Here is a 17,299-nt window from a genome sequence, read left to right on the forward strand (position 1 = left end):
AGCAAAGCTGTCTGAGCTCCGAAGCCGCAGGCTGAGGGCGAGTTCTTTGCTCGCCCTCGGGACGCAAGCTGCGCAGGGTAGTCGGCCCGTTCAGGGCCGACCGAGCACAGTCGGGGTGCCCTTCTTTTGGTTCCTTTTCTTGGGCAAGCAAGAAAAGGGACTGCGCTGCCGGGCGCACATCCCGGCGGGCTGCCACATCGACAGACACCCTCACCGATCTGGCTGAGCGAGTCTTCTTCGCAGTCCTCTGAGCCTCCGGGGCGGGAGCGGGCCTGCGCAATGGGTCAGCACTTCGCCCCGTTCATCAGCTTGCGCAGCCCCTCCTGGTCGAGGATGCGGATCTGCCGCTGCCTGACCTCCAGCAGCCCTTCCTCCTGGAAGCGCGAGAAGGTGCGGCTCACCGTTTCGAGCTTCAGACCCAGGTAGCTGCCGATCTCCTCGCGCGTCATGCGCAGCACCAGCGACGACGGCGAGAAGCCGCGTGCCTGCAGGCGCTGGGTCAGGTTGAGCAGGAAGGCGGCGAGCCGCTCCTCGGCGCGCATGCTGCCCAGCAGCAGCATCACGCCGTGGTCGCGCACGATCTCGCGGCTCATGATCTTGTTGAACTGGCGCTGCAGGTCGTTGAACTCGCGGCTCAGTTCTTCCAGGCGCTCGTACGGGATCACGCAGACCTGCGAGTCCTCGAGCGCCACGGCGTTGCAGCTGTGACGGTCGTTGCTGATGCCGTCGAGGCCGAGCAGCTCGCCGGCCATCTGGAAGCCGGTCACCTGGTCGCGGCCGTCTTCCGACGAGACACAGGTCTTGAAGAAGCCGGTGCGCACCGCATAGATCGACTGGAAGGCATCGCCCGCGCGGAACAGCAGGCCGCCCCGGGACACCGTGCGGCGCAGCGCCACCATGTTGTCCAGCCGTTCGAGCTCGGCATCGGGCAGGCCCACGGGCAGGCACAGCTCCCGCAGGTTGCAGCTCGAGCAGGCCACCTTGAAAGGCGACGGGCGCGGGCTGTTGCCGGCGGCATGGGCGTTGGCGGGGCGGGCGGCCTCGGGCAGGGGAGTGGCGGTCATTGAGGGCTCCAGGTGCGGCAGGCCGTGCATGACCTGCCTCAACACGGCTTCGATTCTTTCGCCGCGTGCCCCCGCGGAGCTTGATGCAGGTCAAGCCGCCCGGGCTTCGCGCTGGGCACAGTGTCGGCATGATGCAAGCCCGGCCTTTCGTGACGCACAACCCATTGCCGCCGCTCGATGAAGCGCTGCTCAAGCGCTTCGACGTGCCGGGGCCGCGCTACACCTCCTATCCCACTGCAGACCGGTTCGTCGAGGCCTTCGGCCCGGAGGAATACCGCCGCGCGCTGCAGCAGCGCGCCGATGGCGCGATGGTGGGCGGGCGCACGCCGCTGTCGCTGTACGTGCACATCCCGTTCTGCGAGTCGGTGTGCTACTACTGCGCCTGCAACAAGGTGGTCACCCGGCACCACGAGCGCGCGGCCGAATACCTGGCGGCGCTCGAGGACGAGATGGCGCTGCACGTGGCGGTGCTCGGCCGGGGCCAGAGGGTGTCGCAGCTGCACCTGGGCGGCGGCACGCCGACCTTCCTGTCCGACGCCGAGCTGCAGCACCTGATGGAGAGGCTGCGCGAGAACTTCTCGCTCGTCAGCGGCGCCGAGACCTCCATCGAGGTCGATCCGCGCACGGTCAGCGAAGAGCGGCTCGCCTTCCTGGCCCGGTTGGGCTTCAACCGCCTGAGCTTCGGGGTGCAGGACTTCGATCCGCAGGTGCAGAAGGCGGTCAACCGCGAGCAGCCGTTCGACAGCGTGCGCACGCTGGTGGTAGCGTCGCGCCGCATCGGCTTCGAGTCGCTCAACGTCGATCTCATCTACGGCCTGCCGAAGCAGACGCCCGAGTCGTTCGCCCGCACGGTGGCCCAGGTCGGCGAGCTGCGGCCCGACCGCATCGCCCTGTACGCGTATGCCCACCTGCCGCAGCGCTTCAAGCCGCAGCGCCGCATCGACGACCATGCGCTGCCCACCGGCGCGCAGCGCATCGCCATGCTGCAGCAGGGCATGGCCGGCTTCGAGCAGCAAGGCTACGTCTACATCGGCATGGATCACTTCGCGTTGCCGAACGACACGCTCGCGGTGGCCAAGCGGCAGGGGCGGCTGCATCGCAATTTCCAGGGCTACAGCACGCAGCCCGACTGCGACCTCATCGGCCTGGGCGTGTCGGCCATCGGCCGCATGGGCGCCACCTACAGCCAGAACGCCAAGACCCTGCCCGAGTACTACGACGCCGTGCGCCAGGGGCAGCTGCCCATCGTGCGCGGGCTGGCGCTCAGTCGCGACGACCTGGTGCGGCGCGCGGTGATCATGGCCTTGATGTGCCAGGGGCGGGTGGAGTTCGAATCGATCGAGCTGGCCCACCTGATCGGCATGCGCGACTACTTCGCCGCCGAGTTCGAGCAGCTCGAGGCACTGGCCGAGCAGGGGCTGGTGGAGCTGGAGCCGGGCGCAATACAGGTCACGCCGACGGGCTGGCATTTCGTGCGCGCGGTCGCGATGGTGTTCGACCGCTACCTGCAGGCCGACCGCCTGCGTGCGCGCTTCTCGCGAATCATCTGACGGGCCGATGTGGACCTTGCCCTCATCCTGAGCGCTGCATTGCTAGGCCTGGCCGGCGCGGCGCACTGCACAGCCATGTGCGGCGCGGCCGGTGCCGGCGTCGTGCGTGCCTGCTCTGGCGGGCATGCCGTGCAGGGCTGGGCGGCGTTCCTGTCGGGGCGCACCCTGGGCTATGCCCTCGGCGGGGCGGTGGCGGCTTCCGCCGTTTCGCTGCTGGCGGTGCTGGGCGAATCGGCCGGGCTGCTGCGCGGCCTGTGGGCACTCTTTCATACGGCGGCCTTCGGCCTCGGGCTCTGGCTGCTCATCACCGCCAGGCAGCCTGCCTGGCTGAAGCAGATCGGCCGGGCCCCGGCCGTACCGGCTGCCGGCGGCTGGCAGCGCGTGCAGGGTCCGCTGCGCGCCGGTGGCGCCGGGCTGGCCTGGCTGGGCTGGCCTTGCGGCTTGCTGCAGTCGGCCCTGGTGGTCGCCGCGCTGGCGAACACCGCGGCCGTGGGCAGCCTGGTGATGGTGTCGTTCGCATTGACCTCGTCGCTCGGGCTGTTGGCCGTGCCGGTGGTGGCCTCGCGCGGCGTCGGCGGCCGGCTCGCGCTGCTGCAGTCGCCGGCATGGGCAGTGCGATTGGCCGGGCTGGCACTTGCCGGCGCTTCGGCCTGGGCATTGGGCCATGGCCTCTGGCAGCGCGTGGCCGCGTTGTGCGGCTGGTGAGGGGGCGCGGCATGGCTGATCCAGGTCAACCGGTATCGCCGCACGTGTTGTCTCAACACAAGGGGAACGCCGGCAGCCACTGCGAAAGTGAGCGCGATGAAGGAGGTTTCATGATGGACACCGCACCTGCACTTCAGCGGCCGACGCTGCGCTCCGATCATGCTCACTTGCTGGCGCAAGAGGGCCGACCCCACTTGGCGGTCGGAGCTTTCGGGGGCGCCCTGCAGGCGGCCCTGCCGCCGCGCGCGCCGCTGCCGGCCGATGCGGTGGACGAGCTGGCAGCGCTGGCGCGCCAGCGCCACTGCCAGGTCGGCGACGTGGTCGTGCGGCGCGGCCAGCCGGCCGACACGTGCTGGCTGCTGGGCAGCGGCCGGGTGGCGCTCGGCGTGCTCGGCCCCCACGGCGTGCTCGAACACGTGCGCGGCACGCAGACCGCCGGCTGGCTCGACCCGGCCACCGTGCTGCTCGGCGGCAGCTACATGGAGGACGTCGTCTGCGAGATGCCGTCGTCGCTGTGGCAGATGCCGGCCGCGGCGCTGCGCCTGTGCTGCGCGCGACACCCGACGCTGATGAACGCCATGGCGGAGACCCTGGCGCGCAGCGTCCAGCAGCTCAAGCTCGACGTGCGTGCGCTGATGACGAAGGACGTGCAGGCCCGCTGCGCCAGCTGGCTGCTCGAACACGCGACGCCGCGCCCGTCGGCCGACGGCACGGCGACGGCCGAGGTCGAGCTGAACCAGCGCAAGCGCTCCGTCGCGCTGCAGCTGAGCACCACGCCCGAGACCTTCTCGCGCGTGCTGTCGCAGCTGCGCAGCAAGGGGCTCATCGCGGTGCAGGGCTACCGCATCACCTTGCTGGACCTGGTGGCGCTGCGCAAGCTGGCGGAGGCGTAGCGGTCTGGCGCTCGCGCGAACCGCAACCACCCGTTCGCCCTGAGGTATCGACGGGCTGCAGCGGCCTGCGCTAGGTTCAGCGCGTGCCGCTGCCCAGCCCGATCGGCGCCGGCAGCGTGTTGACGATGCGGCTGAACAGCGCCCGGTAGTCGGCGTCCGGCTCATGGCCGGTGAGCGGGTCTCGGTTGCCGGCGAAGGCTTCGTCCAGTTCGGCCCAGTCGTCGGCGGTGAGCACCTTCTCGGCCAGCGGCAGCACCTGCTGCTCTTCCAGCCGCATGTGATTGAGGTAGAAGTCGACATAGCGCTGCGCCGCCTGCTCGAAGGCGGCGCGCCGTGCATCACCCAGCATCTCGAAGGCGAGCAGGGCATGCTCCAGCTCGCGGATGCGCAGCTCGCCGCGGCCGTGGTCCTCGTCCAGCCGGTCCAGCAGGTCGCGCGACAGCGGCATGCGGGCGCGCAGCTTGGGGAACAGCAGCTCCGACTCCTTGCGGTGATGGCGCTTTTCGGGAAACTCGTCCACGTAGAAGAGCATCGCGCGCAGCGCGGCAAAGTCCGGCTGGGTGCCCTGCTCGCGGTGGCGCGCCAGCAGCAGGAGGATCGAACGCAACATGGCGGCCAGCGCCGCATGTTCGTCGCGGATCACGATGAGGGCGGCGTGTCGCATCGGCTGTCTCCCCCGGCATCGACGGGCCGGTCATGCTGCAGCTTGGCATGCTGCGCATGGCCGGTTTTGTCGAAGATCAAGGGCGGCAGAATATGCGTGCGGCCCCATCGGGGGGGCCGCGCCGCAGCGCCGTCAGACCACGCCCACCGCGTGGAAGGTGGCGATCTTGTCGGCGTCGTAGCCCAGCTCGGCCAGGATCTCGTCGGAGTGCTCGCCCAGCAGCGGCGAGGCGGTGACCTCGGGCTTCAGGTCCGAGAACTTGATCGGGCTGCCGATGGTGAAGTAGCTGCCGCGCACCTTGTGCGGCACCTCGACGATCGAGCCGCTCTTGCGCAGCGACTCGTCTCGCAGCAGCTCCTTCATCGACAGCACCGGGGCGCAGGGGATGTCGTACTTGCGGAAGATGTCGACCGCCTCGTACTTGGTCTTGTCCTTGATGAAGTCCTCGATGGTCGCGAAGATCTCGGTGATGTGCGGCTGGCGGGCCTTGGCCGTCGTGTAGGCCGGGTCGGTCTTCCATTCCGGCTTGCCGAGCGCGTCGCAGATCGGCTCCCAGGCATGGCCTTGCACGGTGAAGTAGATATAGGCGTTGGGGTCCGTCTCCCAGCCCTTGCACTTCAGGATCCAGCCGGGCTGCCCACCGCCGCCGGCATTGCCGCCGCGCGGCGTCACCTTGTCGGCGAAGGCTTCCATCTCGTGCGGGTACTGCGGGTACTCCTCGAGGTAGCCCACGCGCTCCAGGCGCTGCTGGTCGCGCATCTTCACCCGGCACAGGTTGAGCACCGCATCCTGCATCGAGACGGCCACCTTCTGGCCCTTGCCGGTCTTCTGCCGGCCGATGTACGCGGTGAGGATGCCGATGGCCAGGTGCATGCCGGTGTTGGAGTCGCCCAGCGCGGCCGCGGAGATGGTCGGCTCGGAGTTCTCGCCCTTCCACCAGCCTGTGGTGGAGGCGGCGCCGCCGGCGCACTGCGCGACGTTCTCGTAGACCTTCAGGTCCTCGTAGTGGTGGCCTTCGCTGAAGCCCTTGACCGAGGCCAGGATCATCCCGGGGTTGAGCTTCTGGATGTACTCCCAGGTGAAGCCCATGCGGTCCAGCGCGCCGGGGCCGAAGTTCTCGACCATCACGTCCGAGCGCCGGATCAGCTCCTCCAGCACCTTCTTGCCGTCGGGCTTCTTGGTGTCCAGCGTCAGCGAGCGCTTGTTGCTGTTGAGCATGGTGAAGTACAGCGCGTCGGCATCGGGGATGTCGCGCAGCTGGCTGCGGGTGACGTCGCCCGAGCCGGGGCGCTCGACCTTGATCACGTCGGCGCCGAACCAGGCCAGCAGCTGGGTGCATGCGGGGCCGGCCTGAACGTGGGTGAAATCGATGATGCGGAGGCCTTCGAGGGGCTTGCTCATGGTTCGCTCCTAAGGTGAAAGACGGGTTACTTGTTGATGGCCGCTTTCTGCGGATTCAGGCTCGTGATGCGGCCGCTCTCGGTGCCGGCGGTCTCGTCGATGACGGCGTTGATGAGCGTCGGCTTGCCGCTGGCGACCGCCTCCTGCAGCGCCCGCTTGAGCTCCGCCGGCGAAGTGGCGACCACGCCCTTGCCGCCGAAGGCCTCCATCAGCAGGTCGTAGCGCGCGTCCTTCACGAAAACGGTCGGTGCCGGATCGGCGCCGCCGGTGGGGTTGACGTCGGTGCCCTTGTAGACGCCGTTGTTGTTGAAGACCACCACACACACCGGCAGCTGGTAGCGGCAGATGGTCTCCACCTCCATGCCGGAGAAGCCGAAGGCGCTGTCGCCCTCGATGGCGATGACCGGCTTGCCGGTGGTGACTGCGGCGGCCACGGCGAAGCCCATGCCGATGCCCATGATCCCCCACGTGCCGCAGTCCAGCCGCTTGCGGGGCTCGTACATGTCGACGATGCTGCGCGCGAAGTCGAGCGTGTTGGCGCCTTCGTTCACCACGATCGCATCGGGCCGCGACTTCACCACGTCGCGGATCGCGCCGAGCGCGCCGTGGAAGTTCATCGGCGAGGCCTGCTGCGCGAGCTGCGCGGCCATCTTCGACAGGTTCTTGTCCTTGCGCTCAGCGATGGCCGAGGTCCATTCGGCCGGCGGCTTCTTCCACTGGTTGCCGATGCCGTCGAGCAGCGCCGAGACGCACGAGCCGATGTCGCCGATGAGCGGGGCCGCGATCGGCACGTTGCTGTCGGCCTCGGTGGGCGAGATGTCGATCTGGATGAACTGCTTGGCCAGCTTCTGCGGGTCGGGGCCGCCCCAGGTCTTGCCCTTGCCGTGCGACAGCAGCCAGTTGAGGCGTGCGCCGACGAGCACCACCACGTCGGCCTCGGCCAGCACGTACGAACGCGCCGCGGCGGCCGACTGGGCATGCGTGTCGGGCAGCAGGCCCTTGGCCATAGACATCGGCAGGTAGGGGATGCCGGTCTTCTCGACCAGCGTGCGGATGGCGTCGTCGGCCTGCGCATAGGCCGCGCCCTTGCCCAGCAGGATGAGCGGGCGCCTGGCGCCGGCCAGCACGTCGAGGGCGCGCTTCACCGCATCGGGCGCGGGGATCTGACGCGGCGCCGGGTCGATGACCTTGATGAGCGACTGGCGGCCGGCCTGCGCATCCATGGTCTGCGAGAACAGCTTGGCCGGCAGGTCCAGGTACACGCCGCCCGGCCGCCCCGACAGGGCGGTGCGGATCGCGCGGGCGATGCCGATGCCGATGTCCTGCGCATGGAGCACGCGATAGGCGGCCTTGCAGAACGGCTTGGCGGCGTTGAGCTGGTCCATCTCCTCGTAGTCGCCCTGCTGCAGGTCGACGATCTCGCGCTCCGAGGAGCCGCTGATCAGGATCATCGGGAAGCAGTTCACCGTGGCATTGGCCAGCGCCGTCAGGCCGTTGAGAAAGCCCGGCGCCGAGACGGTCAGGCAGATGCCGGGTTTCTGGGTCAGAAACCCCGCGGCCGCTGCCGCATTGCCTGCGTTCTGCTCGTGGCGGAACGAGATCACGCGCATGCCCTCGGCCTGCGCCAGCCGCGTGAGGTCGGTGATCGGGATGCCCGGCAGGCCGTAGATGGTGTCGATGTCGTTGAGCTTCAGCGCATCGATCACGAGGTGGAAGCCGTCGGTCTGCTCGGGGGCAGCTTCTGCGGCGGCAGCGGCCGGCTTGCCGGTCCTGCTCGTGGCCGTCGGGTTGTCGAGAACGGTGGACATGTCTCTCCTTCAGCGTTCATCGCCATGGTTGTCAATGGCGTGCGGCCACTATGATTCGGCCGGGCTTTTTCTTCCGTTGACCGCGGTCAAGATTCGAAAAATCCAGGCTGACCATGACGCTGCTCGCCAACCACCCCGAGAGGAACGTGATCCGCCTCGAGCTGAAGCACAACGAAGTGCTGAAGGACTTGAGCGATGCCGATCGCGACGAGCTCGAGGCTCACATGACGGTGTTCGACGGCGGCAAGGGCGAGTTCCTGCTCTACCAGGGCGTGCACGAGATGGAGCAGTACTTCATCATCGACGGCATCCTCAAGCGTGTGGTGGCCAACAAGGAAGGCAAGGAGATGATCCTTCGCTTCGCCGGCACGAACGACATCGAGACCAGCTATGCCGCCTGGCGCCTGGGCACGCCCACGCCCTACGGCATCGTCTGCGTCACCAAGGCTCGCGTGGCGCGCATGCCGCTGAAGGAGTGGGTGGCCTTCCTGGATGCGAGGCCGCAGGCCAAGGCAGCGTTCGAGTACTACGTGATGCGCCTGATGAGCGAGATCATGGCCCACACCATCACGCTGCACCTGCTCGACGCGCCGGGCCGCGTGCACCGCTTCCTGCGCAAGCATGCCGAGCTGGCCGAGCGCATTCCGCGCAAGGAGCTGGCCTCCTACCTGAACCTGTCGGCCGAGACGCTGAGCCGGCTGAAGCAGCGCGGGAAGATCTAGGGCGGCGTGCAGGGCCGGGCTGCGGTCCTTCTCCAAGGGCGAAACCCCCGAATTCATTCACCGCGGAGGCGCGGAGGACGCGAAGGTCCGCAGAGAAAGCCTTGTATTCCTCCGCGGTGAAGGTATTCGGCGAGCTCACGCGCGAAGCACAACCCTCCGTTCGCCCTGAGGTATCGAAGGGCCGCCACCAAGCGTCGAAGGGCTTCGATACCTCAGCCCGAACGGACGGTGGCTGTGCGCCATGGCCGGAACCCCCGATTCATTCACCGCGGAGGCGCGGTGGACGCGGAGGACCGCAGAGAAGGCGTTGTGTTCCTCCGCGGTGAAGGTATTCGGCGAGCTCACGCGCGAAGCACAACCCTGCGTTCGCCCTGAGGTATCGAAGGGCCGCCACCAAGCGTCGAAGGGCTTCGATACCTCAGCCCGAACGGAGAGTGGCTGTACGCCATGGCCGGAACCCCCGATTCATTCACCGCGGAGGCGCGGAGGACGCGGAGGACCGCAGAGAAGGCGTTGTGTTCCTCCGCGGTGAAGGTATTCGGCGAGCTCACGCGCGAACAACACCCACCCGTTCGCCCTGAGGTATCGAAGGGCCGCCATCAAGCGCCGAAGGGCTTCGATACCTCAGCCCGAACGGGGAGCGGCTGTGCGCCACGGGCTGAACCCCGATTCATTCACCGCGGAGGCGCGGAGGACGCGGAGGACCGCAGAGAAGGCGTTGTGTTCCTCCGCGGTGAAGGTATTCGGCGAGCTCATGCGCGAACAACACCCACCCGTTCGCCCTGAGGTATCGAAGGGCCGCCATCAAGCGCCGAAGGGCTTCGATACCTCAGCCCGAACGGGGAGTGGCTGTGCGCCACGGGCTGAACCCCAATTCATTCACCGTGGAGGCGCGGAGGACGCGGAGGACCGCGGAGAAGGCCTTGTGTTCCTCCGCGGTGAAGGTATTCGGCATCCCGCTCGCGAACAATGACCACCCGTTCGCCCTGAGGTATCGAAGGGCCGCCACCAACCGTCGAAGGGCTTCGATACCTCAGCCCGAACGGGGGTTGGCTGCGCGTCACTGCTCGGACACCAATGATTCATGCGCCCAAAAAAGAACCGCCGCGGCAAGCCGCGGCGGCCAACAGGCACCAGTGAGCGGGCGCCTCTTTCTTCAATCCACCGGCTGCTCGTCCGCAAAGGCCGGCTTGGCCTTGGGCGTGCGGATCACCGCCAGCAGCTTCGAGATCAGCGGCCAGCACAGCATCAGCAGCGCCAGCGTGGTGATGGAGCCGACCAGCGGGTTCGACCACATCACGCCGACGTCGCCTTGAGAGATCAGCATCGACTGGCGGAACGAGTCTTCCGCCTTGTCGCCCAGCACCAGGGCCAGCACCAGCGGCGCGAGCGGGTAGTCGAGCTTCTTGAACGCATAGCCGATCACGCCGAACAGCAGCATGAACCAGATGTCGAGCATGGCGTGGTGCACGGTGAAGGCGCCGATCGCGCAGATCACGATGATCACCGGCGCGATGATCGAGAACGGGATGCGCAGCACCGAGGCGAACAGCGGCACCGTCATCAGCACGACGATGAGCCCGGCGAGGTTGCCCAGGTACATGCTGGCAATCAGGCCCCACACGAAGTCCTTCTGCTCGGTGAAGAGCAGCGGCCCGGGCTGCAGGCCCCAGATCAGCAGGCCGCCCAGCAGCACCGCCGCCGTGGGCGAGCCGGGGATGCCGAGCGCCAGCATCGGCAACAGCGCGCTGGTGCCCGCCGCGTGCGCCGCGGTCTCCGGCGCCACCACGCCCTCGACTTCGCCGGTGCCGAACTTGTCGCCGGTCTTCGACATCTTCTTGGCCAGGCCATAGCTCATGAAGGACGCCGGCGTGGCACCGCCCGGGGTGATGCCCATCCACATGCCCACCACCGAGCTGCGCAGCGAGGTGACCCAGTAGCGCGGCAGCTGCTTCCAGGTTTCCCAGACGACCTTCGCATTGATGCGGGCCGACTTGCCGGAGAAGCGCAGGCCTTCCTCCATCGACAGCAGGATCTCGCCGATGCCGAACAGGCCGATCACCGCGATCAGGAAGTCGAAGCCGCGCATCAGCTCGGGCATCCCGAAGGTCATGCGCAGCTGGCCGGTCACCGTGTCCATGCCCACGGTGGCCAGCGCGAAGCCCAGCGCCATCGACACCAGCACCTTGAACGGCGATCCCTTGCCCATGCCGACGAAGCTGCAGAAGGTGAGGAGGTACACCGAGAAGAACTCGGGCGCTCCGAACTTCAGCGCGAACCTGGCGACCAGCGGCGCCAGGAAGGTGATCATCAGCACCGCGATGAAGGCACCCACGAACGACGAGGTGAATGCCGCGGTGAGTGCCTCGCCGGCCTTGCCCTTCTGCGCGAGCGGGTAGCCGTCGAAGGTGGTGGCCACCGACCATGGCTCACCCGGGATGTTGAACAGCACCGAGGTGATGGCGCCGCCGAACAGCGCACCCCAGTAGATGCACGACAGCATGACGATGGCCGAGGTGGGCGACATCGTGAAGGTCAGCGGCAGCAGGATGGCCACGCCGTTGGCGCCGCCCAGGCCCGGCAGCACGCCGATCAGCACGCCGAGCGTGATGCCCACGAACATCAGCATGATGTTCGCCGGCGTCAGCACGACTGCGAACCCCTGGAACAGGGCTGAGATTTCATCCATTTGATTGAGCTCCTACCGGGGGTCAGTAGCCTAGGAAGGCCAGGGGCTCCAGCGCGCCTTTGTACAAGGGCACCTTGAACCAGATCTCGAACATCGCGAAGAACAGCGCGTTCACGCCGACGCCGACCAGGACACTCTTCAGGATCGAATAGCGCCCCAGCCACACCATGAAGATCGCGACGTAGATCGCCGAGGCGACGTACTGGCCGAGCACCATGATCGCGCCGACGTACAGCACCGCCGGCGCGAGCACCGACAGCACGCGCTTGAACTGCTCGCGGTCGATGAACACGCCCGTGTCGGCCGACTTCGACAGCAGCGCCTGGTACAGGATGCCCAGGCCGCCGATGCTCAGGATCAGGCCGATGTAGAAGGGGAAGTAGCCGGGGCCGGGGCCATCGCTGGTCCAGCCGGCGCCCAGCCGCCGCGCCTCGAACACGACGACCAGGCCGATCATCGTGAGCAGCGCCGCGACGAGTGCATCGACGCGGTTGTTGCGCACCAGCGGAACGCTCTCGGGTGCGCCGGGCTGTTCATGAGCCATGAGGTCCTCCAATGAAGTGGGGTTGCGAGACGGACCCGGTCACTTGGCGGCCATGAAGCCGGCTTCGGTCATGAGCGTCGCGTGGGCCGCCTCGGTCGTGGTGAGCCACTTCTGGAACTCGGCGCCCGACATCGCGGTCGTGTTGAAGGCGCCCTTCTCCATGTACTCCTTCCAGTCGGGCGTCTCGCGCACCTTCTTCATCAGCTCGACGTAGTAGGCCTGCTGGGCGGGCGTCACGCCCGGGGCCATGAAGATGCCGCGCAGCATCACGTAGTCGGTGGGCACCCCGGACTCCTTGCAGGTGGGGATGTCGGCCCACGACTGCGTGTCGGTCACCTTGGTCTTGTAGGGCATGCGCTCATGGTCGAACACGCACAGCGGCCGCAGCGAGCCCGCGCGCCATTGCGCCACCGCCTCGATCGGGTTGTTGACGGTGGAGTTGATGTGGTTGCCCACCAGCTGCACCGCCACTTCGCCGCCGCCCTTGAACGGCACATAAATGAACTTGGTGCCGGTCGCCTTCTCGAGGCCCACCGTGATGATCTGGTCTTCCTGCTTGGAGCCGGTGCCGCCCATCTTGAGCTTGCTGGGCCCTGCGGCCTTGGCGGCCGCGATGTACTCGCCGGCGGTCTTGTAGGGCGACTGCGCGTTGACCCACAGCACGAACTGGTCGAGCGCCATCATCGACACGGGCGTCATGTCCTTCCAGTTGAAGGGCACGCCGGTGGCCATGGGCGTGGTGAACAGGTTGGACAGCGTGATGATGATCTTGTGCGGATCACCCTTGGCGCCCTTGATGTCGAGGAAGCCTTCGGCGCCGGCGCCGCCGGACTTGTTGACGACCACCATCGACTGGTTCATCAACTTGTGCTTCACGATGATTCCCTGGATCAGGCGCGCCATCTGGTCGGCGCCGCCTCCGGTGCCGGCGGGCACCACGAACTCCACCGGCTTGGTGGGTTCCCAGGCCTGGGCCGACGCGAAGCCGGCCATCGTCGCGGCTGCCACCACGAACGTCATGCGCGCTACGCAGCGCGCGATCAGAAAGGAAAAAGCACCTGCGTTCATCACCATGTCTCCTTGAATGCTCCCGAAAGGGGAGTCGACCTTCAGCCCGGAGAAATGGTCGTTCCGACGTTCACGGAACGCGATTGACCGCAGTCAAGATTCGCGGAACGCAGTCTGCGTAGTTACGCCGATGCGTCCGCGATCAGCAGAAAAGGGACGGGGGAAGCTCGTCCGGGTGGACGAGCGAGGCGGTGTGCTTACAGGCCGATGTGTGCGGCGCGCTGGCGCAGCACCGCGGCGCGTGCCGGCTGGGCGGCTTCGATGCGCTGCGCTTCGACCATGAGCTCGCGCATGGTCTTCACTTCGTCGATGACGCGATTCGGGTTCGCGAGTGCATCGAACAGCGCACGCACTTCGAGCGACAGTGCCTTCAGCGCGCTTCGCAGGCGGGCCGAACGGGACAGGCGGTACAGCATGTAGGAGGTGTGCATACGGGACTTCCGGCGGATGAAAACAATGGGGGTGAGTTTATTAGGGTTTACCTCTATGGGAAATGACCCCGGTCAAGACGTCCATGCCCAAAGGCCCGTGCCGGCGGGCCGTTTTCTTGACCGCGGTCAATTTTGCTGCGGCGCGCCTTGCCGTTTTCCCGGTGACGGTGCGTGACATTCGTCATGCGCGACTCGTGCGTGAAGGCGCAGCGAAGCGATGACGTTTCACAGAACGTGCAGCCGGCCCCGCGACCTAGAGTGCGGCACATGAAGACCGCACTGCTGAACCACCCGCAACGCAACTTCCTGCGTCTGCAGTTGAAGCGCAACCCGCTGCTGGCCGTGCTCGACGATGCGCAGCTCGCGCCGTTGATGGAACAGCTGGTGGTGCAGGAGGCGCATCGTGGCGAATGCCTGCTGGAGCAGGGGACGCGCGAGCTGCGCCACTTCTTCGTGCTCGAAGGGATGATCAAGCGCATCGTCGGCACCCCGCAGGGCCGCGAGATGACGCTGCGCTTCGCCGGCGAGGCCGATTTCGAGACCTGCTACGACGCCTGGCGCCGCCACGACGTGGCGCCCTATTCGGTGGTCTGCGCGGCGCGGTGCTGCGTGGCGTCGGTGAGCATGCAGGAGTGGGATGCCTTCATTTCGCAGCATGCCGCCGCCCGCCAGGTGTTCCATGAACACCTGGTCGCGCTCGGCGAGTCGCTGGTGGAGCACGCGATCGGCCTGCTGCTGCTGGATGCGCCGAGCCGGGTGAACGCCTTCTCGCGCCAGCACCCGCAGCTGGTGGAGCGCCTGATGCAGAAGGACCTCGCCTCGCACCTGAACCTCTCGGCCGAGACGCTGTGCCGCCTGTCGCGGCGCGCCGAGCTGCGGGTCAGTCAGGCGTTCTGACCGCAAGCTCGCCGCGTTCGAGCAACCGCCGGCGCATCGGCCGCAGCACGAACCAGGCGAGCAGCGCCGCGCAGGCGCTCATGCCGCTGGCGATCAGGAAGACGGCATGCCAGTCGCCCATCGAATGGGCCATCACGCTCGACAGCGGCACCATCAGCGAAGCCACGCCCTTGGCGGTGTAGAGCAGACCGGCGTTTGCCGCGGCGTACTTGGAGCCGAAGGTGTCGGCGCAGGTGGACGGGAACAGGCTGTAGATCTCGCCCCAGGCAAAGAACACCAGGCCGGTCAACAGCACGAAGGCGACCGGGTTCGAGCCGAACTCGCGCAGGGCGAGGATCGCCACCGCCTCGAGGGAAAAAGCGATCAGCATCGTTTCTTCGCGGCCGATCTTGTCGGAGATCCAGCCGAACACGAGGCGGGTGGCGCCGTTGAGCACGCGGTCGAGCGCGAGCGCGAAGGTCAGCGCCGGCAGCACGAGGCCCATGATGTCCACCGGCACGTCGTGGATCCGGTACTGCCTGGCGATGGGGGCGAGCTGCGCGGTGGCCATGAGGCCGCCGGCTGCCACCAGCACGAAGATGAGATACATCACCCAGAACACCGGCTCGCGCAGCGTGCCTGCCGGGGCGGTGTCGCGCTGCGTCTGGCGCACCGCAGGCGAAACCCGCGGCATTGCGGCGGTGATGGCCTGGGACTTGTTGGGGTCGTCCATCGCGAGCGCCAGCGCCATCACGATGAGCCCCTGGCCAAGCCCGAAATAGAGGAACGCGGCCTCGTAGCCGCGTTCGGCGATCACCATGGTGATCGGCAGCACGGTGAGCGCCGAGCCCGCGCCGAAGGCCGCCACCGTGAGGCCCACGGCCAGTCCGCGCCGCTCCGGGAACAGCTTCAGCGCGTTGCCGACGCAAGTGCCGTACACCGCGCCCGCGCCCATGCCGCCGATGGCTGCGGCCACGTAGAGCATCGGCAGCGAGTCGGCCAGCGCGTTGGTGACCCAGGCGATGGCGCACAGCAGGCCTCCGCCCAGCACCACCGGCCGCGGCCCGGATTCGTCGACGATGTAGCCGGCGATGGGCACGCACAGCGTCTGCACGATCACGAACACCGAGAACGCAACCTGGATGGCGGCATGGCTCCAGCCGAAGCGGTCGGCCAGCGGGTTCACGAACAGCGTCCAGCCGTACTGCAGGTTGGCCACCATCGCCATGCACACCAGGCCCATCGCCAGCTGGCCCCAGCGGTACATCGCGCCGGGTGCCACGTCTTCTGCGAGCGCCGGGTCGAGCGGCGAGACGGCGAAAGGACTGCGCTTCATCACACACACTCTATGCCAGCGCCCGACTGCATGTCGCCATCGCGGTGTCGATCGTGACGATCGTCACTCGCTGCGCCGCGCTGCGCGTCGGTGCGCCACCGAAGGCGCAGGGTTGCGCCGGCACCGGGCCGGCTTTGGAGATCGAGCTCGGCGCCCATCAGCTGGGCCTGCTCGTGCATGCCGGTGAGGCCGAAGTGGCCCGGCCGCGGCGCAGCCGTGTCGAAACCCACGCCGTCGTCGGTCACGGCGAGTTCGACCACCCCGTTGCCCAGGTCCTTCAGGCCGATCTCGACATGCGAAGCCTGCGCATGCCGGTCGACGTTGCGCAGCGCCTCCTCGGCAATGCGAAAGGCGACCTCGGCCTGTGCGTCGGAAGAGCCCGCGGCCGCTGCGTCGGCGTCGTAGCACACCTCGAGCCCGGTACGCTCCGCGAAGCGCGACACCGCGACGCTGAGCGCCGCGCCCAGCCCCAGGTCGCGCACCGCGTTCACCCGCATCTGGCTCACCGCCTCGCGCGCTTCGCGCAGGCCGTCGCGGGCCACCTTCTCGGCGCGTTCGAGCTCGGCGGCCAGGCGCTGCGGGTCGTGCGCATGCAGCATGCGCAGGGTGCGTACCTCCACCAGCATTTCCATCATCGAATGGGCCAGCGTGTCGTGCAGGTCGCGTGCCAGCCGCAGCCGCTCGTGCACCACCGCCGCATAGCGGCTGTCGGCCGCCAGGCGTTCCACCTCGCGGGTGCGGGCCTGCACGCGCTGCTCGAGCTCCTGCGTCAGGCGGTCGAGCCCGTCGCGTTCCTGGCGCAGCGCACGCAGCAGGCGCGAGAAGGCGCGCCCCAGCACCGCCACCTCGTCATGGCCGGTGGGGGCGACGATGCCTTCGGCAGTCTGGTTGGCCACCTGCTGCACCTGGGCGGTGAGCCCGCTCAGCCTGCGCGTGAGCCGCCGCGCGAACGCCGCGCCGATGAGCGCTGCAACGATGCTCAGCAGGATGGAGATGACGGTGAGCTTTTCCTGCAGCGTGCCGCCGTGTCCTCGCTCCTCGCTCGGCTGCAACACGGCCACCTGGATGCCCAGGCCGTGCAGCCGCGGCGATGCCTCCGGTGGCGCGGTCACCACCACGATGCGCTGCTGGCCCTCGGCCATCTGCAGCGACACGCCCGGCATGGTGACCGGCGTGCCGTGGTGGCCGACCGGCCGCTCGTAGAGGATGTTGTGGCGGTCGTCGAGCAGCAGGGCGCGGGCACGCGGGTCCGGCTTGGCGCGTGCGCGCACCGCATCGATCACCTCGCCGAGCCGGTCCTGCGGCAGCGCCGGGCCCGGCCCGTCGGCCGCCACGATCTGCTCCAGCTCGGCCGCCAGCTGGGTGGCGAAGCGCATCATCTGCGCGTCGCGCTGCGCCAGCATGCTGTTGACGGCGAAGTCGCCCACGGTCAGCAGCGCCAGCGCAATGGCCAGCGCCAGCACGACGGCGAACCAGGCGAACGCCGTCGCCAGGCTGCGCCGCGGATCGAGGGCCTGCAGGTATCGGGACATCATGTTGTGGTTGCCG

Annotated in this window: 15 protein-coding genes; 5 read left to right on the forward strand and 10 right to left on the reverse strand. The window is 67.9% G+C overall.

Translation table 11 applies throughout. The annotated features are described in order from the left end of the window. Window positions 1-284 precede the first annotated feature (284 nt). A complete protein-coding gene (gene fnr / locus E8D38_RS24665; protein ID WP_140636704.1) occupies window positions 285-1,064 on the reverse strand; it encodes a fumarate/nitrate reduction transcriptional regulator Fnr in 780 nt (259 codons plus the stop codon). 128 nt (window positions 1,065-1,192) lie between these two features. On the opposite strand from fnr, the gene hemN reads away from it, so the two are divergent. The 3 genes from hemN (at window position 1,193) to E8D38_RS24680 (ending at window position 4,212) form a co-directional block, all read left to right on the forward strand. Continuing rightward, a complete protein-coding gene (hemN, locus tag E8D38_RS24670; RefSeq protein ID WP_246099644.1) occupies window positions 1,193-2,614 on the forward strand; it encodes an oxygen-independent coproporphyrinogen III oxidase in 1,422 nt (473 codons plus the stop codon). Between the two features lie 9 nt (window positions 2,615-2,623). Then, complete coding sequence (locus tag E8D38_RS24675; RefSeq protein ID WP_140636708.1) at window positions 2,624-3,319, forward strand: sulfite exporter TauE/SafE family protein; 696 nt, start codon at window positions 2,624-2,626, stop codon at window positions 3,317-3,319. A gap of 194 nt (window positions 3,320-3,513) precedes the next feature. Further along, window positions 3,514-4,212, forward strand: coding sequence for a Crp/Fnr family transcriptional regulator (locus E8D38_RS24680; protein WP_181179407.1), 699 nt, complete (start codon window positions 3,514-3,516; stop codon window positions 4,210-4,212). Between the two features lie 76 nt (window positions 4,213-4,288). On the opposite strand, the gene E8D38_RS24685 is transcribed toward E8D38_RS24680, so the two are convergent. The 3 genes from E8D38_RS24685 to oxc all read right to left on the reverse strand — a co-directional run bounded on the left by E8D38_RS24685 (window position 4,289) and on the right by oxc (window position 8,085). After that, on the reverse strand, window positions 4,289-4,876 hold the full coding sequence (locus E8D38_RS24685) for a hemerythrin domain-containing protein (RefSeq protein ID WP_140636712.1): 588 nt from the start codon (window positions 4,874-4,876) through the stop codon (window positions 4,289-4,291). Between the two features lie 132 nt (window positions 4,877-5,008). Further along, window positions 5,009-6,277 (reverse strand): formyl-CoA transferase, encoded by a 1,269-nt coding sequence (gene frc, locus E8D38_RS24690; protein WP_140636714.1) that lies wholly within the window; start codon window positions 6,275-6,277, stop codon window positions 5,009-5,011. A 26-nt stretch (window positions 6,278-6,303) separates the two neighbouring features. Beyond that, window positions 6,304-8,085 carry an oxalyl-CoA decarboxylase gene (oxc, locus tag E8D38_RS24695; RefSeq protein WP_140636716.1) on the reverse strand — a complete coding sequence of 594 codons (1,782 nt, stop codon included), beginning with the start codon at window positions 8,083-8,085 and terminating at the stop codon, window positions 6,304-6,306. Between the two features lie 113 nt (window positions 8,086-8,198). Here oxc and E8D38_RS24700 point away from each other — a divergent pair, with 113 nt between their 5' ends. Then, entirely contained in the window at window positions 8,199-8,807 is a 609-nt protein-coding gene (locus E8D38_RS24700) for a Crp/Fnr family transcriptional regulator (protein ID WP_140636718.1), read from the forward strand. Window positions 8,808-9,963: 1,156 nt separating this feature from the next. Here the strand turns inward: E8D38_RS24700 and E8D38_RS24705 are convergent. From E8D38_RS24705 to E8D38_RS24720, 4 genes are all read right to left on the reverse strand, one after another. Then, window positions 9,964-11,496: a tripartite tricarboxylate transporter permease gene (locus tag E8D38_RS24705; RefSeq protein ID WP_140636721.1), complete on the reverse strand. Its 1,533-nt coding sequence runs from the start codon at window positions 11,494-11,496 to the stop codon at window positions 9,964-9,966. 22 nt (window positions 11,497-11,518) lie between these two features. Next, entirely contained in the window at window positions 11,519-12,040 is a 522-nt protein-coding gene (locus E8D38_RS24710) for a tripartite tricarboxylate transporter TctB family protein (RefSeq protein WP_140636723.1), read from the reverse strand. Window positions 12,041-12,079: 39 nt separating this feature from the next. Next, window positions 12,080-13,060 carry a Bug family tripartite tricarboxylate transporter substrate binding protein gene (locus E8D38_RS24715; RefSeq protein ID WP_140636762.1) on the reverse strand — a complete coding sequence of 327 codons (981 nt, stop codon included), beginning with the start codon at window positions 13,058-13,060 and terminating at the stop codon, window positions 12,080-12,082. A 245-nt stretch (window positions 13,061-13,305) separates the two neighbouring features. Then, on the reverse strand, window positions 13,306-13,539 hold the full coding sequence (locus E8D38_RS24720; RefSeq protein ID WP_140636725.1) for a hypothetical protein: 234 nt from the start codon (window positions 13,537-13,539) through the stop codon (window positions 13,306-13,308). Window positions 13,540-13,806: 267 nt separating this feature from the next. Here E8D38_RS24720 and E8D38_RS24725 point away from each other — a divergent pair, with 267 nt between their 5' ends. Next, window positions 13,807-14,436 (forward strand): Crp/Fnr family transcriptional regulator, encoded by a 630-nt coding sequence (locus E8D38_RS24725; protein WP_140636727.1) that lies wholly within the window; start codon window positions 13,807-13,809, stop codon window positions 14,434-14,436. Here E8D38_RS24725 and oxlT read toward each other — a convergent pair. Together oxlT and E8D38_RS24735 are read right to left on the reverse strand one after the other, a co-directional pair. Continuing rightward, window positions 14,420-15,751: an oxalate/formate MFS antiporter gene (gene oxlT / locus E8D38_RS24730; protein ID WP_140636729.1), complete on the reverse strand. Its 1,332-nt coding sequence runs from the start codon at window positions 15,749-15,751 to the stop codon at window positions 14,420-14,422. The genes E8D38_RS24725 and oxlT overlap by 17 nt on opposite strands. Then, window positions 15,751-17,286: a sensor histidine kinase gene (locus E8D38_RS24735; protein ID WP_140636731.1), complete on the reverse strand. Its 1,536-nt coding sequence runs from the start codon at window positions 17,284-17,286 to the stop codon at window positions 15,751-15,753. Before E8D38_RS24735 ends, oxlT begins: the two co-directional genes overlap by 1 nt. Between the last annotated feature and the right edge of the window lie 13 nt (window positions 17,287-17,299).

The organism is Methylibium rhizosphaerae (genome assembly GCF_006386545.1).
Lineage (GTDB): Bacteria > Pseudomonadota > Gammaproteobacteria > Burkholderiales > Burkholderiaceae_C > Pseudorivibacter > Pseudorivibacter rhizosphaerae.